Raw genomic sequence first — 21580 nt, 5'->3', positions numbered from 1 at the left:
GCGCGCTCTCACCGGCCGCCCTCAGTTAGTGACATCCTGGTCCTCGCCGGTTCCGTCGGGCTTGCCATCCTTGCCAAGGCTGCGAATGACCACGCCGCTGGCATCGGCCTTCACTTCGTAGGAGTAGGGCCTGCCCCATGGATCCTTAAGGCCGGTACTTCCCTTGAGATAAGGCCCGTTCCAGTGCGTTTCACCGGCCGGCTGCGCGACCAGGGCGTTGAGCCCCTCTTCGTCGCTCGGGTATTTCGCATTGTCGACATAGTAGAGTTCGAGCGCGCTTTCGATGTTGCGGATCTGCGCCTTGGCCGCATTGGTCCTGGCCGCGCCGAGATAGCGCAGCACCTGTGGCGCCGCCAGCGTGGCGATCAGCGCGATGATGGCGAGCACGACCAGAAGCTCGACCAGGGTGAAGCCGCTTTCGCGATCGTCGCGAGCACGGCCTTTTGCTTCGGAGGATTGAAGGTTTTCGGAGGGTTGAAGAAAGCGCATCATCAGAGCAGTCCCATGTCTAGACCTGCAAATTGCTCCAGCGCCCAGCTTGCGCCGAGGCCGATGGCGATGAACGGACCGAAGGCGACGCGGGCCCGCGCCGCCGCCGGCCCTGTCGCGACCACCTGTCCGCCGACGAACAGCAAAGCGCTGGCGCTGGCGATGAACAGCAGCACCGGCAACAGCAGCGGACTGATCCAGCATGAAGCGGCCGCCAGCATCTTGACGTCGCCGAGGCCGAGGCCGATCCGGCCGGTCATCAGGAAATGGCCGCGCCGCAGCAGCCAGGCAGCGGCGAAAGTCGCGGCGGCGAAGAGGATCTGCACCGGCACCCCCTCGGCGTCCGCCGCCAGCTGATAAGAAAGGCCGATGCCGGCGAGCGCCAGGTTGAGCCCGTCCGGAATGATCTGCCGGCGGAAATCGGTGATCGAAATGGCGGCGAGAACGGCCGCCAGGGCGACCGTGGCGGCAAGCACGAGAGAGGGGTGCGTAGCCATCGTCAATATGCCAGCCTCTTCAGATCCTGCTGCAGCTTGGTGCCGCCGCGCCGTTTCTGGATCGGCGTCTGCAGGCTGATCTTGCCGCGGAATTCGTCGGTCACCTCGCGGGCTTCATTGATGTCGCGCACGACATGCGGCCGGATGAAGATGATCAATTCGGTCCGCCTGATGGTGTCGTTCTTTTGCTTGAAAGCATTGCCGAAGATCGGGATGTCGCCAAGGATCGGCACCTGGCTGCGGTCGACACTGTTGTTCTGCTGGATGAGGCCGCCCAGTGCCAGGCTCTCGCCGTCATTGACCAGCACGCGCGTCTGGATCTTGCGCTGCTGGATGGTTGGCGAGTCGATATCGGAACTGTCCGTCTTGGTGACGTTGCTGACCTCCTGCTGGATGTCGAGCATGACCCTGCCGGCATTGTTGATGCGCGGCGTCACCGTCAGGATGACGCCGGTATCCTTCATCTGGACCGAGTTGATGATCGGCGCGCTGCCGTTGCCGGTGTCCTGCGACTGCTGGGTCAGGATCGGCACCTGGTCGCCGACCTGCAAGATCGCCTTCTGGTTGTTGAGCGCCATGATGGTGGGCGCCGAAATGACGTTGACGTCGGTGATCTTGGAAAGTGCGCTGAGCGTCACCTGGATGTTGTCGGTTGCATAGCTCCAGTTGAAGCCGGGCAGGGTGGCCGCCGCGGCGGCCTTGGCCACGTCGGTCACGGAGACCTTGGTGCCGCCATTCTCGAAGAACCAGCGCAGGCCGTATTTCAGGTCGTCGTTGAGCGTGACTTCGGCGATCACCGCTTCCAGCATAACTTGCGTCGGCAGCACGTCGACCTTGGTCAGGATCTGCTCGATGCGCTGGTAGTCGCGCGCCGTGGTCTGGATCAGCAGCGCATTGTTCTCGACATCGGCGACGACAGTGGCATGGGCGGGCGCCTCGTTGTCCTGCTGCGGCAGCGAGGGCGAGGGCCCGGTCAGCGGCGCCGGCGTGACGCCGTCCGACTGCATGGCGATCGGCGTCTGGTCGGGCGACACGTTCGAGCCGCCCGACTGGCCTTCGGTCTTCACCGTGGTGCCGAGAACCGAACTCAGCACCGATGCCAGTTCCTTGGCCGGCCGGTTCTGGATCTGGTAGACGAAGAGCTGGCTTTCATTGGTCTCGGCCAGCCTGTCGAGCTTGTTGATCCAGGTCGCGGCGCGCGCCAGATAGGCCGGGCGCGAGGTGATCACCAGCACCGAATTCAGCCTGTCATTGGGGATGAACTGGATGAGCTTGGCGCCCGGACCGTCCTTGGTGCCGAAGATCGAATCGAGTTCGGCGGCGACCGCTTCCGGCTTGGAGGTCTTCAAGGGATGCAGCGCCACCGACATGCCGCGCATCCAGTCGACATCGAACACCGAAACCGCCTCCCGGATCGCATTGAGGTCGCTGTCGCTGCCGGCGACGGTGATGATGTTGCGGGTGGAATCGACGCGCAGCACCGAGCCCTGGCGGGTGATCGGTTCCAGAATGGTCTTCATCTCGTCGGCGGCGATGAATTGCAGCTGCAGCACCTGCACCTTGACGCCGGGGCCGGACGGCGAGGTCGACGGCACGCTGACCGGCGGCGTGCTGGCCATGATCTCCGACAGCGGCACGATCTGGTAGGTGCCGCCGCGGCTGGTGATGCCGGCGGCGTTCACCGCCAGCGCCGATTGCAGGATATCGACCAGCGCATCCTGCGACACCGGCTGCGAGGTCTGCAGCGTGACGGTGCCCTGCACGCGCGGGTCGACGATGTAGTTGAGGTGCAGCGCATCGCCCAGCACCGCCTTGGCCGCGTCGGCGATCGGCGCATTGACCAGATTGAGCTCGAACTTGCCGGAACCATCGCTGGTCACCTTGGTGACCGGGGCGCCCGACGAGACGAACTGGCCAGTGCCCTGATACTGCGCGCCGTTGAAGCGCTGTGCCGCGTTCGACGCCGAAGTGACGGCGGCAGGCCCGCTATAGCCCGCCCGCAGCGGCGAGTTCTTGGCATGCAGGCTGTCGATGGTCTCGGTGAAGAAGTCCTTGCCCGGCGCGGAGGTGCAGCCGGCAACAGCCAGCAGCGTGAACAACACGACGCAACGACTCGGCTTGCTCGACATCCACCCGATTCCCCAAGGGCTTCAGTCTAGGGCTTCTTGCGAGTGGATGTCGGGAATGATGGCGGTGTTCGGGGTCTATCCACAGGGTAGGTGGGGGAGGGGAAAGGTCGGGAGAAGAATGTGTTCGATTTGGGGGTCGGTGGACAGCGCTTGCGCTCCAGAAGAGCGACCTGGTCTCGTTCGGGGCTGCTTTGGACTACAGAGGTGGCGTGGCTTTGGCGGCTGGGGTGTCAAGACGGTCTGGCAATAAATGCACTCTCACCGTAATTCGGGCGTGAAAAACACCTTGGCGCGCCCGTTGCCGCGTTGCGTCACACGTGGGTGCGGCAGACCTGCAACGACAATACGGGCAAGGCGAGCCATGCAGTTAATCTAAACACAGCGGCAGGCTAGCGAGCAGGGCAAAAGGTGCACTGTCACCGTAATTCGTGGCAAAAAAGTGCACCGTCATTGTAATTTTATCAACATAGCTCACATCGTTACCGTGATTCCTTGATCAATGGGGTTTCAGCTGCTCGGTCAGAATCAATTCGACGACTTCATATCCATGTAAACCGTCCCGCTCCAAATCGCCTGCTGAAGCCACGCTAGCTTGACCCTCCAGCTTCGATGGGTCAGAATCAGAGTATTTTCGAATAAGAATTCGGTTAGAAAGACTTTCTTTGTGAACGAAGTTTGGCATAGGCCATTTGTTCTCTACCCAGTTCTTCATTTGACCAATAATTGGCCAACTTCCATTAATTAAACCGAGATCGCCACATCGGAGGCATCTGACCGCGTTATCTGGACTTATGTCATTTAATTCATCCGCGTTTGGCAATTCCAGACGCATCGGTCCAAATAGATATACTAAAATAATCTTTCCCATTGGGGCCATACGGGCTACCAGGCCAAGCCCATAGCCACCTGATCTCAACGGAACGGCAAATAAGGTGCCTTCTCTATAGGGTAGTTTTCGCACTTTTTTAACTCCCTTTATTCGCCAAGCCGACTGATGAAATCGCGAGCAGCATTCATATATTCATTTATATTTCTATTTTGCTGACTTATTGGAGAAATACTATTCATAGGCGGATCGTAGTGTTCGTGCAGCATTTGCTCGAGGCCTCTCTGCTCTTTTAATACGTCGGTGAGATGCTCTTGTGTGAATGTAAGTCCTTTAGTTGCGTCAAGGCGAGCATGCTCAGCAGCTCGTCTGGCAAAATTGTTTGTCCGCCCTGTCCTCAAAACGTCACCGGCCTTATTTCTTAGCGAGTATGTGCCTCCTTTGGGGACGTTGTTAGACATATACGATGGACCAAAGAGTGCGTCCTTGAGGTCCTTCATCGCATCGGCCATCACACCGGCACCCAATAAAGTGCCTGCGACTGCGGGCGCTGTGGTCGCCGGCACTGCCGCGCCATCGGTGATTACATCCGATCCAGCCCCGAAGGCTATTGAACCAGCAGTAATCAACGCCCCAAGCTGCAACTTTCCCTGAGCAAGATAGGCTTTCCGAGCATTGTCGAAGAGCGACGGGGGGCCGGATGTGTCGTCTGGAGGGCCTGATGATTGGGGGTTGGAGTTGTCCGTGCCTCCCTGTCTGTCATTGCCTCCCAACAAGCTTTTCGCGGCATTGTAAGCATTAACCGCATCCAGGGCACCGTGCCCATTGGCGTCGCTCCTATTCACCGGGTCGTTCTGAGCATACGCATACCGGTTAGTCCCAACCCCTTCCTTGGTTGGATCCCAATCATCCGGCGAAATAAACCGCCCCAGCACCGGATCCATGTACCGCGCATTCAGATAAAGCAGCCCGGTCTCGGCATCGAAGCGCTCGCCGATATAGCCCTTCTGCGTCTGGAAGCCGGTGTTGAGGCGCTCGCCGTAGGTGGCGTAGTTGGTTTGCTCGACGATGGCGCCCGAGGCATCGGTGACCATGCGCACCGAGGCCAGGTGGTCGCGGTGCAGGAAGTATTTGACGCCGTTGACGACCTTAATGTCGGGATGGGGGTAGCGGGTGTAGATTTCCGCGCCCGGTGTCGCCGGGTCGATCTCGACGGACGCGTCGGGATAGAGCGTCGTCGCATAGCTCGATGTTTTCTTTGCCCGTGCTCCGTCAGGACCATAGGCAAGGTTGACGGTGTTGGAGGCGAGGCTGACCGTCTTCAGCCGGTTGGCCTCGTCCCAGCTCAGCGTGCGGCTGCCGTCCGATGTGAGATTGCCATTGGCGTCATAGGCCATCGCATTGGCACCAACACTGACGGGTGCATGCGGGCGAGGGGATGTGGCCGCGGGATAGACATAGCTGCCGGCCACACGGCTGCGTGAGATCAGATTGTCGTTGGCGGCATAGACGAAGCTTTCGCTCAAGCTGGTGTTGCCCAGATTGGTGCTTGAGGTCAGCCGATCGGCGTTGTCATAGCCATAGGTCCAGCTCCCGGAGGCAGTGAGCCCCGTGGTGCCGGTGATGCGGCCGAGAGCGTCACGCGCATATTGCTCATCGAGGAGAACGGTTGCGCCCTTCGAGGTGGTGACGCGCGTCACCCAGCGGCGCGTCGGCGAATAGGTGAAGCTTGTCTTCACGCCATTGGCGTAGGTGATCTCCTTCGTCTGGCCATCGGCTTCGTAAATGGTCGAGGTGATGAAGCCGGGAGCCGAGTAGAGCCTGTTGCCGGCGGTGTATTGCAGCGGGTCGTCCCAAGTGCCGAACCACAGGTCCGACGGCGCCTGATAATTCTTCAAGATCGTTTGGCCGGACCTGTCATGGATATCGACCGTGATGTGCGTCAGGCCGGCAATGGTCGTGTCATGCCGGCCAAGCTTGCCAAGCCCGTCATAATTGTAGCTGTGCGTCGCTGCCGCATTGGTCGAGGTGGTGAGCTGGCCGATATTGTACCAATAGCTTGGAGCCGCCTGGTCATAGGTGTTCTGGGTCAGCACAACCGGGCTGCCGCCAGGTGCGGTTGGGGTCTTCAGGAGCAACCATTGGCGGCGCGGCAATGCTGGATCGGCAGAGTCTTGTAGAGTGCGTAGACCTCGGGCGTGAAAAACACCTAGGCGCGGCCATTGCCCCGCTGCATCACGTGATGCGGCAGACCGGGGACGACAATACGGGCAAGGCGAGTCATGTACTCAATCCAGGAGTGACGGACTTCCATAGCGAGCATGACAGGCAATTAGTGCACTGTCGCCGTAATTACAGCAGTATCACCGTAATTCCACTAACATTCATTTTACAGTCTCAACAATTATCTGACCGTCGCTGTCGTGGTATACAAATATCTCAGGGGAGGAGATCAGATTTTCGTCCATCAATATATCGATGAATGAATTTCCATTGAATGTTATGGTGATTTTTTCCTCTTTGTTTCGGACTGATACTACTTTGAGCGTAATCGGTTCGCTGTCAATACGACAACATATCGCCGTATATACTGTGAAAGCGCTACCATCAGAGAACTGGATTTCGCAAGTATCTCCCGATTTCACCACCGCCTTTAGCTCTTTCCCAAGCAATTTTTCGCCAAGAAGGTTCATGTTCAAAGACCTCACTTAATTTGATATATGGGCGAAAGGGTTGTCTCGAGATATTGTCTTGCCCGTGTAGGGATCGACAGTTTGCAGAGCGCCATTTGTCTGTGGCGCAGAATATGTTGAATATCCGTTTGGATAGCCAGGACTTCTGCCCTTGGCAGGTGTTGGATCCATCATTCGTAAATTCATAGGTTTCGCTGTAGGGCCCACACCATCGACAAAAGCGCTCCCTGTTGTCGCTCCCGAACGATTTACGAAAGGTTGAGGCACAGGCGCAGAGCCTTTGGGAACTGGCATAGCCACACCCTTGGAGTTTACGATGAAGTCAGGTGCGGCCGGCAGGTTTTCAGGCACCGGCGCGTTCATTTTCATGCCGACAGCGTCCTGAGCGTAGTATCCCGGTCCTCCAAAATCACCGGGTGCCGCACAAGCGCCGCCGCAGATTGGTGCCGAGGTTGGGCCGAGTTTTCCTGCGGTCACAGGCTCATACCCGAAATCGCCGAAGTCGTCCTGAACTACATGATCGCCTACCGCGGCCTTGTTTTTCCCTTTGAATCCCAGATCGGACAGGTCATTGGCTGCCTTGTCTGCAGTTGCTTTCATATCTTTAGAGTTGGCGCTGCTGTCTGCTACCTTGTTCCCCCCGCCTGCCTCGTTTGCCAATGGAGCCTTACCTTCGTTTGGATCGATGGCGTGACCATTTGGATCGCCTTTATTGACCGGATCATTCAGCGCATAGGCATACCGATTGGTCCCAACCCCCGGCAGCGTCGGATCCCAATCATCGGGCGAAATAAACCGCCCCAGCACCGGATCCATGTAGCGTGCATTCAGATACAGCAGCCCGGTCTCGGGATCGAAGCGTTCGCCGATGTAGCTCTTCTGCGTCTGGAAGCCGGTGTTGAGGCGTTCGCCGTAGGTGGCGTAGTTGGTTTGCTCGACGATGGCGCCCGAGGCATCAGTGACCATGCGCACTGAGGCCAGGTGGTCGCGGTGCAGGAAATATTTGACGCCGTTGACGACCTTGATGTCGGGATGGGGATAGCGGGTGTAGATTTCCGCGCCCGGTGTCGCCGGATTGATCTCGACATCGGCGTCGGGATAGAGGGTCGTGGCGAAGCTCGAGCTCTTCTTCGCCCGCGCTCCGTCAGGACCATAGGCAAGGTTGACGGTGTTGGAGGCAAGGCTGACCGTCTTCAGCCGGTTGGCCTCGTCCCAGCTCAGCGTGCGGCTGCCGTCGGAGGTGAGATTGCCATTGGCGTCATAGGCGAGAGTCTTACTGCCGACCGCGGTTGGCGCATGCGGACGAGCCGCGCCCGCCGAGGGATAGACATAGGTGCCGGCCACACGGCTGCGTGAGAGCAGATTGTCGTTGGCGGCATAGACGAAGCTTTCGCTCAAGCTGGCGTTGCCCAGGTTGGTGCTTGAGATCAGCCGGTCGGCATTGTCATAGCCATAATTCCAGCTGTCGGAGGGTGTCCGCCCCGTGACGGTGGTGATGCGGCCAAGATTGTCACGCGCATATTGCTCATCGAGGAGAACGGTCGCGCCCTTCGCGGTGGTGACGCGCGTCAGCCAGCGGCGGGTCGGCGAATAGGCGAAGGCGGTTTTGACGCCATTGGCGTAGGTGATCTCCTTGGTCTGGCCATCGGCCTCGTAGACGGTCGAGGTGATGAAGCCGGGAGCCGAGTAGAGCCTGTTGCCGGCGGTGTATTGCAGCGGGTCGTCCCAAGTGCCGAACCACAGGTCCGACGGCGCCTGATAATTCTTCAGGATCATTTGGCCGGAGCGATCGTGGATATCGACCGTGATGTGCGTCAGGCCGGCAATCGTCGTGTCATGCCGGCCGAGCTTGCCAAGCCCGTCATAATTGTAGCTGTGCGTCGCCGCCGCATTGGTCGAGGTGGTGAGCTGGCCGATATTGTACCAATAGCTTGGAGCCGCCTGGTCATAGGTGTTCTGGGTGAGCACAACCGGGCTGCCGCCGGGTGCCGTTGCCGTCTTCAGCGTCAGCCGGTCCATCTGGTCGTAGCTGAGATTGGTGACCACGCCCCTGGCATCGGTCTGTTTGATCAGCCGGTTGGCGGCATCGTAGGCGTAGGTCCAGGTGCCGAGATCGGGATCGGTCGCCGACAGCCGGTTGCCGAGCATGTCGTAAGTGTAGGTCCAGGTCGAGCCGCTGGTGTCGGTAAGGCCGACCAGCCGGCCAAGCACGTCGAAGGTGCGGGTTTGCGCCAGCTGAAGACCGGCGAAGTCACGAACCACGCCCGCGACATCGCCACGCGTCGACCATGCCGTTCGGGTCTGGTGGCCGAGCTCGTCGGTCATTGTCGTGCCATGCAGTCGCGGGGTGGTGGTGGGCGCGGTGGCCAGGTCGTTGAGATAGCTGCGCTGGCTGCCATCCGGATTGACGGTCTTGGTCAGCTGGTCGGCCCAGTCGTAGCTGTTGGTGGTCCACTGCGGCGTTTGGTCGGTGAAATGCGGAAACGCGGTGCGCAGCACATTGCCGCGCGGGTCATAGTCGGTCTCGGTGAAGCGCCTTGGAGCAGCGGCGGTATCGCCGGGGGCTTCCACGCGATAGACCCGGCCAAGCCCGTCATAGCGGGAGACGGTAAAGTCCTCACCCGCGCCATTGGGCAGCGGCGTGTATTTGATCAACCGCTGATTGTTCGGATCGCCTTCGGCGAAGAACTGCGTCCTGACATAGGCGCCGGTGACGCTCTGCGAGATCTGATACGGACGGCAGAACGGATCGTAGGTGAAGGTTTTCACCAGGCCGTTGAAGTCGGTCCTGGTCGCCGGCAGGCCGCAGACAGAATTGTAGGTGGCGGTCGAGACAAAGCGCGTATCGGCGGTCTGCCCGCCCGTCGCGAAGTAACGCGGTGCCCGTTCGGTTACGGGGTAGAGGTGATAGGTGGCGTCATAGTCCCATTCGGTCTTGTGGCCGAGACCGTTGGTGGCCGAGATCTTGTTGCCATAGCTGTCATAGGTAAAGAACTGATGCGTCGCCTTCTGCGGCGTGCCGTAGAGATCATTGTAGTCCGCTGTCCAGGTTACGTTACCCCTGGTCGGCGGCGTGTTGTTATCGGTATGCTGGTTGTCATAGAAGCTCGCCTTGTAGCGGATGAATGGGAACGAATTGTCGAGGCCCGCCTGCGCGGTCTCGATGCGCGGCAGCGACACGATGTAGGCGCTGGTGTTGGGCGCAAACCACTTCTGGGTCCAGGTCTCGTCGCCGCTGGCGTCCGTGCGGCCATAGTCCTTGAGGCTGACGACATTGTTATAGGCGTCAAAGCCGCGCTCGACCCGGAGCGTGTACGTGACATTCTCGATGAACGTCGTGTCGGTCGCCGTGTTCTGCACGGTGTAGGGCTTTGCCGCCGTGTTGACCGCATAGGTCTCGGCCACCCGCTTGTGCACCGTGCCCGCGCCATCCTTCCACACCGTCAGCGACGGCAGGCCATAGCTTGCCAGATCCTGGCGATAGGTGGTCGTCACCGTCGAGGGTGCCGTCTCGCCATTGGCCAGCGGTTTTGTCTCGACGATCGAGGCGAAGCCCAAAAATTTGCGCGCCGCCGGGTCATACTTGCCGCCGGCATACTGATAGGTGCTCACCGCCGTCTGGCCACGGCCGTCGCTGACGGAGAGCTTCGTCACCGCATGCACCACCTGCGGCAGGTAGTTGTTCGTCCAGGTAGAGGACGGCGTGTACTCGGCCGCGACCGTGCCGCCGAGCTCCGTGATGATCTGCTTCAGCAGGTTCGGATTGCCCGTGCCGGCGTTCGAAATGAACCCAGGGAAGTCCGGCAAGCCGTCGCCGTTGAAGTCGCCGACCACCGTGCCGGCCGTCATCGACGAAGGCAACGTGAACTCCGCCGGCGTCATCGCCGTCGACGACGGCCGCAGCGAAAACACCCTGACCGGGCCAGTCCGGCCCTGAGAACTGGTCACAGTGCCTCCGATCGTGATGACGTCAGACTTTCCGTCATTGTCGAAGTCACGCAGAACAGCCGATGTCCCCGCCATGGAGGAGACCGTGTAGCTCTTGAAGCCAATACCAGTCGACAGCCACACTCCGGCGCTGATGTTGGAGCCGTTGTAGCGGAAAATATCGGTCGCCCCATCGCCATTGACATCTGCAAGAACGCAGGTGCCGTTGCCGGTATACCATTTTGTGGGGCAGGCGATCCCGAAGGAAGTCCCGCCGCCCTGCCAGGCGCCATCCGAAAGGACGCCTTTCCCAACGGAGCTTCCGTATGTGTACAGTGGCTGTTGCCGGCCGTTGCCGAGGAAATCGCCAATGCCCAGGGGCTCACTCCCTGCATTCAAGCTGTCAACGCCATCACCATCGAAATCCGTCACGATCCATGTTGACGGTTTGGTCCATGGCGAACTGGTTGGAAATGCATTGCAAATGGCTTGGTAACCGGCGAGCGAAGTTGGGCAGATGGTTCTCGTCAGGCCCAGCGAGGCATCTGTCATGATGATAGAGTTCGTCGTCGTATAGGTGACCCGGCCCGTTGCGCCATTGACGTAGTTCTGGATAGCAGAATCCGCGAAGTCCGTGGTGTTCTTGGTGGCCAGAAAGCGACCAGGTTGCGACAAATACCCCGGGGGGATCGAATCACTGTTGGTATTGTCGAGCGTGTCCAGAACCAGGGACACTGTCTCCGCCAGGGTTCCACTGGAACTGAATTTGTATATGTATTTGGTCCGCTTTAGCGCCGGGCAAGGACCTTGATTGTGCGTGCAAGTATCCACTGTCTGGATGGCGTCGCCAAAGATCTCATCTCGGCCATCAGCATCCAAATCCCCGACCTCCCTCGGCGAGGACACATCTCCTCGTCCTGCAAATGAGGTTGACACCGTCCCATACACCCCATCGGTATTCTGATACGTCATCTGGGCCATGACCTTCGCGGTGCCGCCGGTGATGGTGCCGTCGGCGGCGACGGTCGCATCGCTGCCGTAGCGCGTGACAGCGGTGAGCCGCGAGGCGTTGGAGAATGGCGCCTGGTCGTAGGTGAGCTTGTAGGCGGTGCGCAGCACGTTGTTGACCCAGACACTGATCGACTTGATGCGTCGGGTCGTCTCGGAGATGTCGCGCCCATTGCCCATCAGGATCGTATCGGGCCGCGTCTCGTAATGAAAACCGATCACCGTTCTATTGTAGGTGATCATGTTGGGATAACAGACCGGGCTCGCCGGGCAGGAGTAGCTGTAGCTGACGGTGTTGTTGTTGGTGTCGGTGACCGAGGTCAGCAGCCAGCGATAGTTCGTGGCAAGGTCAGAGGCCGCCATGCCCGCGACCGCCGCCACCGACTGGAAGGTCGAGACCGTACCATCCCTGTCGGTCACCTTCCATTCATTGGCTGCCGAACTGTACGCCATGCGGCGATAGGTTTCATTCTCGGTCGTATGGTTGCCGCCGTTCGAGCAGGACGGCGAGACCATGCCGGCCGTGCAAACAAACATCGGCTGGCCATCGAGCAGAAAGATATCGGTCGCTAGGAACTCGGGCATGCCATAGCCCGGACTCGCCCGCTCGATGACATCGAAGCCGTCGAGCCCCCAGGCATAGCCGAGCCAGCCCTGGTAGAGGCCGCCGAGCTTGGTCTTGCGCGACGAATTGTAGTTGAGCGCGATCTGCGGCTCGATGCCGTGGAAGGCGGGAACGTCGATACCGATGGCATAGCCGAGATTGCCGTTGCCGGCGGCCTTGGGCAGATCGACCTTCGGTGTGCCGATCGCCTCGGGATCGCCGCTGTCGGTCGTCGTGGTCGCGGCAGCCATTGCCTGCGCCGACGGCTCCTCCGGGGCGGCCTCGGTATCGCTGGTCTTGGCCGTCTCGGTGTCGGCCGCCTTGGTGCCATCCGTAGTGCTGGTGCCCTCGCCGGCTGCCTTGGCGTCGGCCGGCTTGGCGCCGACCTTGGCCGCCGCATCGGGACTGCTGCCGGTTCCTGATGAACCATCTCCGGTGGACTGCGACGACGGGGAACTCGACGGACCGCCCGCGGCCTGTCCGCCGGCTCCCAGCGCCGCTCCGCCATTGCCGTAACCGGCGGCAGAGTTCCCTGCAGTCGCGGAAGAGCTTTTGCTCTCCTGCGCAAGTGCTGCCATTCCTGCACTTCGGCTAATATAAGAGACAGAAGAAATATCCGCGCCGACGACACTCGCGACAAGCACTGCCGCGCCAACAAGCAACCGTTTCATGAGTCCCCCGAGCCAAGTTGCTTATCGTTACGCACCTTTCATTTGGTGGATACGACACGCTCTCGTCGCCAGGCCAATATCCACAGACTTATTTTCGGGGGAGAAAAAAGAACACTGCGCAAGCTCAGTGAACGGATCGAGCATCTTTCGAATGATGCATAGCCGGCATAGAAAGGCGGCGGAGAATGTCATGGTGGCGAGCGCTGCACTTGTCATCCGCCAAGGGTGGGCACGGACAACTCTTCGCCAGCTCTATCGCCTTCGACGGCAATGATCCATGCGCGCGCCTGTCGTGCGCTTCATCGGTTCGCGCCAACTCCGGCTGGCGGTCGAGCCCGGCAGCCCCTACACCGGTTCCGTCTCGTCCATCATCTGCTTGACGGCGTCGGCGGCCCTGCTCATCCCTGCTTCATCGATCGCCCAGCCGGCGAAGCGTTCCAGCAGGGTGGCGAACGTCACCAGCTCCTGCTCGTCCCATTGCGCCAGTGCCTCGGCGAAAATCCGCCATTTGGTCTGGCGCACCGCGCTCACCAGGCGCTCGCCCCTGGCGGTGAGCCTGAGGCAAATGCGGCGGGCATCGAGTTGCGATGCGACGCGCAAGGCGTAGCCGCGCTCGACGATATCGGCCGAGATGCGGCTGGCGCGGGACGGGTCGATCCCCAGGCGCTCGGCGATGTTGCCGACCGTCACCTCGTCCGGCGGCGTGTCGCCGACGGCCGGATTGTGCGCGATGGCGATGATCACATCGAGATGGCTCACCTCCAGCGAAGGGTCGATGCGGGCCAGGATCAAGCGACCGAAGTCCCGGCGCTGGATGGAGCGGCGCACCTTGTTCAGCACCGCATCGATGGCGGCGACGGCGTCGGCCGCCGCGTCCGACAGGCCGTTGCTGCGCGCCAGATCGGCGAGATTCTGATCGCCATCCGTCTGGCATACGCCGGATAATCGGTCGGCCTTGCCCGGCCCGGTATCGTTGCTGCTCATGCCACAGCGCGCTAGCAAAAATATATGCCGATGTCAATTACATGCTTATAGCATATATTTGATGTTGACATATATCTGCTGTGGGCACATAAACCGGCCCCCGAACGTCGGAGACACCCATGAGCATCGACTCGACCCTCCCGGACGCACCGCCCGCAGAGGCCGTGGCCAGGCCCGACATGACGACGCTGGTCGTCTATTGCGGCGCGCTGATCGCCATGTTCATGGCCACCATCGACATGCAGATCGTCGTCACCGCCTTGCCCACCATTGCCGGCGAACTCGGCAACCTGCATCTGTTCGGCTGGGTCGGCGCCGCCTATCTGCTGTCCACCGCCGCCGTCGCGCCCTTCTATGGCAAGCTCGGCGACATGTATGGCCGCAAGAACGTGGTGTTGACGGCGATCGCCTTGTTCCTGCTGGGTTCGCTGGTCTGCGGCATGGCCTGGTCGATGGAGAGCCTGATCGCGGCGCGCGTCCTGCAAGGCATCGGCGGCGGCGGCCTGATGGTCTCGGCCTTCGCCATGATCGGCGAACTGTTCGGGCCGCGCGACCGTGCCAAATACCAGGGCTACAGTTCGGCGGTGTTCGCGCTGTCGTCGGTCCTCGGTCCCTTGGCCGGCGGCTATATCACCAGCCTGTTCGGGTGGCGCTGGGTGTTCCTGGTCAATCTGCCGATCGGCATCGTCGTGCTGGCGATCCTGGCATTCGCCATGCGCAGCCGGTTCAACGAGAAGAGGCACAGCATCGATTATCTGGGCGGCTTGCTGCTGGCCATCGGCACCACGGCAATCGTCTATTGGGGCTATCATGTGCTCGACCCCGCCGGACCGGACCTGCTCACCTTCGTGCTGCCGGTCGTAGCGCTGGCGGCAATCGCCTCGTTCATCCTGGTCGAGCGGCGGGCCGAGGAGCCGATCGTGCCCTTGCGGCTGTTCGGCAATTCGACAGTGCGCATCGTCTCGGGCGTGTCGGTGGTTGCCGGATCGGTGACGCTCGGCATGTTCTTCTATTTCGCGCTCTACATGCAGACGTTGACCGGGCTCAGTCCGGCCGAAGTCGGCTTCCTATTCCTGCCGGCTTCCCTGACCTCGATGGTCATCTCGATCGTGGCCGGGCGGGTGATTGCCGCGACCGGCCGCTACAAATGGATGCCAGTGGTGGCGATGGCTATTGGCGGGCTGTTGATGATAGGTTTTGTCTTCATCAATTCGCACACGCCAATCTGGGTGCTGGCGGTGATGATGGGCCTGTTCGGCATCAGCATGGGCCTGCAGTTCCAGGTGCTGATCGTGGCGATCCAGGCCGCGGCACCGCTGCAGGATATCGGCGCGGTGACGTCGCTGATCACCCAGGCGCGCACGATAGGGGCATCGCTGGGACTGGCGCTGAACGGCGCGGTGATGACCTGGGCTCTGAACCGGCAGACATCGCAGCTTCCCGCCGATGCCGCCGCTCTGCTGCCGGATGGCTTGACCGGGCTGACCCCGCATTTGGCGTCAAGCCTGCCGGCCGCGGCCCGCGACGTGGTGCTCGCCCATTATTCGAGTGGTTTCAACGTGATGTTCATCTGGGTGGCGGCGCTCTATTTCGTCGCCATGGCGCTGACGCTTCTGCTCGAGGATGTCCAGATCCCGAAACGGGCTTGAGCCCGAGCATCCCCCGGCGGCGACCCTCCAGCCATGCGGTGTCGCAGCGAATCCGACGAGGACGTTTGCACCGGACGACAGTATAAGGGGGTCGACGCCGCACGAGAATCCCGGCCCAATAGCCCCACCTGTTCTTCGCGTGGAACGTTGTTCAAAGGGAGCAGCCAATGTCGACTGAAACGAACATTCGCATCGTGCTTGCGGCGCGACCACAAGGCCGGCCGAAGCCGAGCGATTTTCGCATCGAGTCCGTTGGGATCACCCAGCCGGGCGAGGGCGAACTGTTGCTGCAGATCCTCTATCTGTCGCTTGATCCCTATATGCGCGGCCGCATGAACGCCACCAAATCCTATGCCAAGCCGGTAGAGATCGACGGCGTGATGGAGGGCGGCACCGTTGCGCGCGTCGTCAGATCCCGCCATGCCGGTTTCGCCGAAGGCGATATCGTGCTGTCGCACTCGGGATGGCAGGGCTTCGCCCTGTCCGACGGTGTCGGGCTGCGCAAGCTCGATCCCGCGGCGGCTCCAGTCACCACCGCACTCGGCGTGCTTGGCATGCCGGGCTTTACCGCCTATGCCGGCCTGCTCACCATCGGGCAGCCAAAGGCCGGCGAGACAGTGGTCGTGGCGGCGGCGAGCGGGGCGGTCGGCTCGGCTGTCGGCCAGATCGCACGCATCAAGGGCGCGCGCGCCGTTGGCATCGCCGGCGGCGCCGACAAATGCGCCTTCGTGCGACGGGAGCTCGGTTTCGACGCGGTCGTCGACCACCGGGCCGACAATTTCGCCGAGCAGTTAAAGGCTGCCTGTCCCGATGGCATCGACGTCTATTTCGAGAATGTCGGCGGTCCTGTCTGGGATGCGGTGTTTCCCCTGCTCAACGAGTTCGCGCGTGTGCCTGTCTGCGGGCTGATCGCTCAATACAACACCATCGCGGCTTCCGCCGCCGACCGGCTGCCAGCGCTGATGCAACAAGTGCTCTACCGCAGCCTGACGATCAGGGGCTTCATCCAGCGCGAATTTGTCGACCAGCGCTCCGTCTTCTATCGCGATATGGCCGGGTGGATCGCGTCCGGCCAGGTCCGCTACAGGGAAGATATAGTGGATGGCCTGGAGAACGCGCCGCACGCTTTCCTGGGCCTTCTCGAAGGCAGGAACTTCGGCAAACTCATCGTGCGGGTAGCGCAATAACTGCATCTCGCAAAGCGAAGCGGCGTCCCGCTGGCCGATTGGCCGGCAGGGTGCTCGAGTCCATCTTGTGGTCCTTCCGCGCAAAATACGCATGCGGTATTGGGCAGGCGAGCATGGCAATGGCCTGCCGGGCCGGTTCGGCCTTGCAATCGGCCGCACCATCCGTACTCGCGAATTGGGCGGATCAGTCGGGCTGGCGGTCCGCGGCCGGACGGCGCCTGTCGATCCACAGGGCAAGCAACGTGCAGGCAGCGCCTGACAGCAGATAGGCGCCGGCGGCGATGAGGCCGAAATTGCCGGCCAGCAGCAGGGCTGCGAGCGGCGCGAAGCCGGCGCCGAACATCCACGCCAGATCCGAAGTGATCGCCGAGCCGGTATAGCGATATTGCCGCGAAAAGCTCGAGGCGACGACGCCCGACGATTGCCCGAAGCTCAGCCCCAGCAGGATGAAGCCCAGCACCATGAACAGCGCCTCGCCGACGGCGCCGCCATCCAGGAGCTGTGGGGCAAAGCCGCTGAAGGTCGCGATGGCGATCGCCGAACCGCCGAGCAGCGCACGGCGTCCGACGCGATCGGCCAGCGGCCCCGAGGCGACGATGGCCGCAATGCCGAACAGCGCGCTCACCGCCTCGATCATCAGGAAGCGTGCCGGCCCCTCATTGGTGAACAGGAACACCCAGGAAAGCGGAAACACCGTGACCATGTGGAACAGGGCGAAACTCGCCAGCGGCGCGAAGGCGCCGATCACGACGTTTTGGCCCTCGGCCCTGATCGTGTCCCTGATGCGCGTCGGCTGCAGGTCACCGCTCTCGTACAATTTCGAGAATTCAGGCGTGACGACAATGCGCAGCCTGGCGAACAGGGCCACGACATTGATGGCGAAGGCGACGAAGAAGGGATAGCGCCAGCCCCAGGAGAAGAAGTCGTCGGCCGACAGGTTGGCGACGAAGAAGGCGAAGAGGGAGCTTGCCACGATAAGGCCGATCGGCGCGCCCAGCTGCGGGATCATGGCATAGAAGCCGCGTCGGTTCTGCGGCGCGTTCAGCGCCAGCAGCGAGGGCAGTCCGTCCCACGTTCCGCCGAGCGCCAGCCCCTGGCCGATGCGGGCAAGCGCCAGAAGCCACACCGCGACCGCACCGATTTCGCCATAGGCCGGCAGAAACGCGATGGCGACGGTCGACGTGCCGAGCAGGAACAGCGCGATCGTCAGTTTCGCGCCGCGGCCATAGGCGCGGTCGATGGCCATGAACAGCACGGAGCCGAACGGACGCGCGACGAAGGCCAGCGCGAAGATGCAGAAGGAATAGAGCGTGCCGACGAGCGGATCGTGCGTCGGAAACACCAGCTTGGGAAACACGATGACGGAGGCGATCGCATAGACGAAGAAGTCGAAGAATTCCGACGTCCTGCCGACGATCACGCCGACCGCGATATCGCCCGCGCTGACCTGGCCATGATGCGAGCCGATCAGTTCGCTGTTCGTTTCGGCAGTCGAAGTCTGAGCCATCTTATCCGTCGCCACCGCGTGGAATGAAGTGTCCGGAACCCAATTCCGGGGATTCCCCAAGGGTTCCATTGTGCACTGCACACTGCGCCAAAGCCATGCCTGCTGGGCATTGGACAAATTGTCCAATGTCACCACGGCGCCGCGAGCAGTAGCCCTTGGATCGATACCGCACTGCAACATGAACGGTTGTGGCGGTCCTTCGAGGGCAGCGTTTGATGAAACGATTTGGAGCCTTGCTTCTATTCCCCCTGGCCGGGCTGTTGAGCGGCTGCGATCTGGTCGTGCTTGCGCCCGCCGGCGATGTCGCGGCCCAGCAGCGCGACCTGCTCGTGGTCTCGACCCTGCTGATGCTGGTCATCATCATCCCGGTCATGGCGCTGACTGTCTTTTTCGCCTGGCGCTATCGGCAATCCAACACCGCGGCGACCTATGCGCCCGACTGGGATCATTCGACGAAGCTGGAGCTGGTGATCTGGGCGGCGCCCCTGCTCATCATCATCTGCCTTGGCGCGTTGACCTGGCTCGGCACGCATCTGCTCGATCCCTACCGCCGGATCGACCGCATCGAGCCCGGCCAGCCGGTCACTGAAGCGCACAAGCCGCTCCGGGTCGAGGTCGTGGCGCTCGACTGGAAATGGCTCTTCATCTATCCGGATTACGGCATCGCCTCCGTCAATGAACTGGCGGCGCCGGTCAACCAGCCGATCGACTTCCGCATCACCTCGTCGGCGGTGATGAATTCCTTCTACATTCCGGCCCTTGCCGGGCAGATCTATGCCATGCCGGCGATGGAGACGAAGCTGCACGCCGTCATCAATCGGCCGGGCACCTATAGCGGCTTCTCGGCCAATTACAGCGGCGCCGGCTTTTCGGGGATGCGCTTTGCCTTCCACGGCCTGTCCGACCAGGCTTTCGACCAGTGGGTGGCGCAGGCCAGGGCCGCGTCGGCGGCGCTCAGCCGCGACAACTATCTCGAACTTGAAAAGCCGAGCGAGAACGAGCCGGTCCGCCACTATGCCTCCGTCGATCCCGACCTTTATGGCGCCATCCTCAATCTGTGCGTCGAGCGCGGCAAGATGTGCATGAACGAGATGATGTCGATCGACGCCAAGAGCGGTCTCGGTCTTGCCGGTGTGCGCAACACGCTGCCGCTGCAATACGACAAGCTCGCCCGGCGTGGTGCGGTGTTCGGCAACGATCCCTCCTATGTCGCCAGCATCTGCACGGCGGAGGAGGCGGCTGCCGCGGCGCGCGCGACCAGCGATGCGACGCCAAAGGATTGGCCGGCCAGGAACCTTTCCCCGCTGCGCGGGGCAGGGCTGCTGAGGCCCGGGACCGAGAGCCGTCGCGCCGAGGCGGATACGCCGTCGCTCGGCCTGCTGCGGCGCGAATTGTGAGAGACAGCCGATGCCCGATACGCTGACCAAATTCATTTTCGGCCGTCTCACCTGGGACTCGCTGCCGCTGCATGAGCCGATCGTCGTCGCCACCTTCGTCGCGGTGGCGCTCGGCGGCATCGCCCTTTTCGGCGTCATCACCTATTTCAAGCTGTGGGGTTACCTGTGGCGCGAGTGGTTCACCAGCGTCGACCACAAGAAGATCGGCATCATGTACATGGTGCTCGGCCTGGTCATGCTGCTGCGCGGCTTCTCCGACGCCATCATGATGCGCCTGCAGCAGGCCATCGCCTTCAACGGCTCCGAGGGCTACCTCAATTCGCATCACTACGACCAGATCTTCACCGCCCACGGCGTGATCATGATCTTCTTCGTGGCGATGCCCTTCGTCACCGGCCTGATGAATTTCGTCGTGCCGCTGCAGATCGGCGCGCGCGACGTGTCCTTCCCCTTCCTCAACAATTTCAGCTTCTGGATGACGGTCGGCGGCGCCATCCTGGTCATGGCCTCGCTGTTCGTCGGCGAATTCGCCCGCACCGGCTGGCTCGCCTATCCGCCGCTCTCCGGCATCGGCTACAGTCCGGATGTCGGCGTCGATTATTACATCTGGGCGCTGCAGGTGGCGGGCGTCGGCACCACCCTGTCGGGCATCAACCTGATCTGCACGATCATCAAGATGCGCGCGCCCGGCATGACCATGATGCGCATGCCTGTCTTCACCTGGACGTCGCTGTGCACCAACGTGCTGATCGTGGCGTCCTTCCCGGTGCTGACGGCCGTGCTCTCGCTGCTGGCGCTCGACCGCTATGTCGGCACCAACTTCTTCACCAACGACTTCGGCGGCAACCCGATGATGTATGTGAACCTCATCTGGATATGGGGTCACCCGGAAGTCTACATCCTCATCCTGCCGCTGTTCGGCGTCTTTTCCGAGGTCACCTCGACCTTCTCCGGCAAGCGCCTGTTCGGCTACACCTCGATGGTCTACGCCACGGTGGTCATCACCATCCTGTCGTATCTGGTCTGGCTGCACCACTTCTTCACCATGGGCTCCGGCGCCAGCGTCAATTCCTTCTTCGGCATCACCACGATGATCATCTCGATCCCGACGGGAGCGAAGATATTCAACTGGCTGTTCACAATGTATCGCGGCCGCATCCGCTTCGAACTGCCGATGATGTGGACGATGGCCTTCATGCTCACCTTCGTCGTCGGCGGCATGACCGGCGTGCTGCTTGCCGTGCCGCCGGCGGACTTCGTGCTGCACAACAGCCTGTTCCTGATCGCGCATTTCCACAACGTCATCATCGGCGGTGTGCTGTTCGGCCTGTTCGCCGGCATCGCCTACTGGTGGCCCAAGGCCTTCGGCTTCAGGCTCGATCCGTTCTGGGGCAAGGTGTCCTTCTGGTGCTGGGTGGTCGGCTTCTGGTTCGCCTTCATGCCGCTCTACATACTCGGCCTGATGGGTGTGACGCGCCGCATGCGTGTCTTCGACGATCCCTCGCTGCAGATATGGTTCGTCATCGCCGCCTTCGGCGCGGTGCTGATCGCCGCCGGCATCGCCGCGTTCCTGATCCAGATCTTCGTCTCCATCCGCAAGCGCGAGGCTCTGACCGATCCGACCGGCGATCCCTGGGACGGCCGCACGCTCGAATGGTCGACGTCCTCGCCACCGCCCGCCTACAACTTCGCGTTCACGCCGGTCGTGCGCGACAATGACGCCTGGTGGGACATGAAGAAGGCTGGCTATGTCAGACCGCTCTCCGGCTTCAAGCCGATCCATATGCCGAGCAATACCGGCACCGGCGTCATCCTGGCCGCCTTCAGCGTGGCGCTCGGCTTCGGCCTGATCTGGTACATCTGGTGGCTGGCGGCGCTGAGCTTCGTCTGCCTGATCGCCACCGCGATCGGCCACACCTTCAACTATCACCGCGATTTCCACATTCCGGCTGCCGAGGTCACGCAGACGGAGGAGGCGAGGACGACGCTCCTCGCAGCCCAGGGCTAGGGTT

The 21580-nt window shown here is 61.6% G+C and carries 13 protein-coding genes; 4 read left to right on the top strand and 9 right to left on the bottom strand.

Going from position 1 to position 21580, the window contains the following annotated elements:
* Positions 1-21: 21 nt before the first annotated feature.
* From gspG to CK227_RS02630, 8 genes are all read right to left on the bottom strand, one after another.
* A complete protein-coding gene (gene gspG / locus CK227_RS02680) occupies positions 22-492 on the bottom strand; it encodes a type II secretion system major pseudopilin GspG (protein ID WP_179296365.1) in 471 nt (156 codons plus the stop codon).
* Positions 492-986, bottom strand: a complete 495-nt coding sequence (locus CK227_RS02675) for an A24 family peptidase (protein ID WP_095771384.1) — start codon at positions 984-986, stop codon at positions 492-494. The genes gspG and CK227_RS02675 overlap by 1 nt, the downstream gene beginning before the upstream one ends.
* A gap of 2 nt (positions 987-988) precedes the next feature.
* Positions 989-3115: a type II secretion system secretin GspD gene (gene gspD / locus CK227_RS02670; protein WP_095771383.1), complete on the bottom strand. Its 2127-nt coding sequence runs from the start codon at positions 3113-3115 to the stop codon at positions 989-991.
* A gap of 496 nt (positions 3116-3611) precedes the next feature.
* Positions 3612-4076, bottom strand: coding sequence for an Imm26 family immunity protein (locus CK227_RS02660; RefSeq protein WP_095771382.1), 465 nt, complete (start codon positions 4074-4076; stop codon positions 3612-3614).
* 14 nt (positions 4077-4090) lie between these two features.
* Positions 4091-6097, bottom strand: a complete 2007-nt coding sequence (locus CK227_RS02655; protein ID WP_095771381.1) for an RHS repeat-associated core domain-containing protein — start codon at positions 6095-6097, stop codon at positions 4091-4093.
* Between the two features lie 228 nt (positions 6098-6325).
* Positions 6326-6634, bottom strand: coding sequence for a hypothetical protein (locus CK227_RS02645; protein WP_095771380.1), 309 nt, complete (start codon positions 6632-6634; stop codon positions 6326-6328).
* Positions 6635-6649: 15 nt separating this feature from the next.
* Complete coding sequence (locus CK227_RS36610) at positions 6650-12751, bottom strand: RHS repeat-associated core domain-containing protein (protein ID WP_179296363.1); 6102 nt, start codon at positions 12749-12751, stop codon at positions 6650-6652.
* A 438-nt stretch (positions 12752-13189) separates the two neighbouring features.
* Positions 13190-13828 (bottom strand): MarR family winged helix-turn-helix transcriptional regulator, encoded by a 639-nt coding sequence (locus tag CK227_RS02630; RefSeq protein ID WP_095771379.1) that lies wholly within the window; start codon positions 13826-13828, stop codon positions 13190-13192.
* A gap of 119 nt (positions 13829-13947) precedes the next feature.
* On the opposite strand from CK227_RS02630, the gene CK227_RS02625 reads away from it, so the two are divergent.
* Both CK227_RS02625 and CK227_RS02620 read left to right on the top strand, forming a co-directional pair.
* Positions 13948-15477 carry an MDR family MFS transporter gene (locus CK227_RS02625; protein WP_095771378.1) on the top strand — a complete coding sequence of 510 codons (1530 nt, stop codon included), beginning with the start codon at positions 13948-13950 and terminating at the stop codon, positions 15475-15477.
* 167 nt (positions 15478-15644) lie between these two features.
* A complete protein-coding gene (locus CK227_RS02620) occupies positions 15645-16664 on the top strand; it encodes an NADP-dependent oxidoreductase (RefSeq protein WP_095771377.1) in 1020 nt (339 codons plus the stop codon).
* A gap of 184 nt (positions 16665-16848) precedes the next feature.
* On the opposite strand, the gene CK227_RS02615 is transcribed toward CK227_RS02620, so the two are convergent.
* Positions 16849-18171, bottom strand: a complete 1323-nt coding sequence (locus CK227_RS02615) for an MFS transporter (protein WP_095771376.1) — start codon at positions 18169-18171, stop codon at positions 16849-16851.
* Positions 18172-18386: 215 nt separating this feature from the next.
* Between CK227_RS02615 and cyoA the strand changes: the two genes are divergently transcribed.
* Together cyoA and cyoB are read left to right on the top strand one after the other, a co-directional pair.
* Positions 18387-19568 (top strand): ubiquinol oxidase subunit II, encoded by a 1182-nt coding sequence (gene cyoA, locus CK227_RS02610; RefSeq protein WP_095771375.1) that lies wholly within the window; start codon positions 18387-18389, stop codon positions 19566-19568.
* 10 nt (positions 19569-19578) lie between these two features.
* The gene (gene cyoB, locus CK227_RS02605) at positions 19579-21576 is read left to right on the top strand and encodes a cytochrome o ubiquinol oxidase subunit I (protein ID WP_095804124.1); all 1998 of its coding nucleotides are present in this window, start codon (positions 19579-19581) and stop codon (positions 21574-21576) included.
* Positions 21577-21580: the final 4 nt, after the last annotated feature.

It is taken from the genome of Mesorhizobium sp. WSM4308, from assembly GCF_002294905.1.
In the GTDB taxonomy this organism is placed as follows: Bacteria; Pseudomonadota; Alphaproteobacteria; order Rhizobiales; family Rhizobiaceae; genus Mesorhizobium.
The sequence above is the reverse complement of the archived record's forward strand: the minus strand, read 5'-3'. Positions and strand labels throughout refer to the sequence as shown.

What these genes read in the sequence shown, in the direction of transcription:
- CK227_RS02625 (WP_095771378.1), top strand. Translation starts at nt 13,948, where the DNA reads ATGAGCATCGACTCGACCCTCCCGGACGCACCGCCCGCAGAGGCCGTG.
- CK227_RS02675 (WP_095771384.1), bottom strand. Translation starts at nt 986, where the DNA reads ATGGCTACGCACCCCTCTCTCGTGCTTGCCGCCACGGTCGCCCTGGCG.
- gspG (WP_179296365.1), bottom strand. Translation starts at nt 492, where the DNA reads ATGATGCGCTTTCTTCAACCCTCCGAAAACCTTCAATCCTCCGAAGCA.
- CK227_RS02620 (WP_095771377.1), top strand. Translation starts at nt 15,645, where the DNA reads ATGTCGACTGAAACGAACATTCGCATCGTGCTTGCGGCGCGACCACAA.
- gspD (WP_095771383.1), bottom strand. Translation starts at nt 3,115, where the DNA reads ATGTCGAGCAAGCCGAGTCGTTGCGTCGTGTTGTTCACGCTGCTGGCT.
- CK227_RS02630 (WP_095771379.1), bottom strand. Translation starts at nt 13,828, where the DNA reads ATGAGCAGCAACGATACCGGGCCGGGCAAGGCCGACCGATTATCCGGC.
- CK227_RS02615 (WP_095771376.1), bottom strand. Translation starts at nt 18,171, where the DNA reads ATGGCTCAGACTTCGACTGCCGAAACGAACAGCGAACTGATCGGCTCG.
- cyoB (WP_095804124.1), top strand. Translation starts at nt 19,579, where the DNA reads ATGCCCGATACGCTGACCAAATTCATTTTCGGCCGTCTCACCTGGGAC.
- CK227_RS02645 (WP_095771380.1), bottom strand. Translation starts at nt 6,634, where the DNA reads ATGAACCTTCTTGGCGAAAAATTGCTTGGGAAAGAGCTAAAGGCGGTG.
- cyoA (WP_095771375.1), top strand. Translation starts at nt 18,387, where the DNA reads ATGAAACGATTTGGAGCCTTGCTTCTATTCCCCCTGGCCGGGCTGTTG.
- CK227_RS36610 (WP_179296363.1), bottom strand. Translation starts at nt 12,751, where the DNA reads ATGGCAGCACTTGCGCAGGAGAGCAAAAGCTCTTCCGCGACTGCAGGG.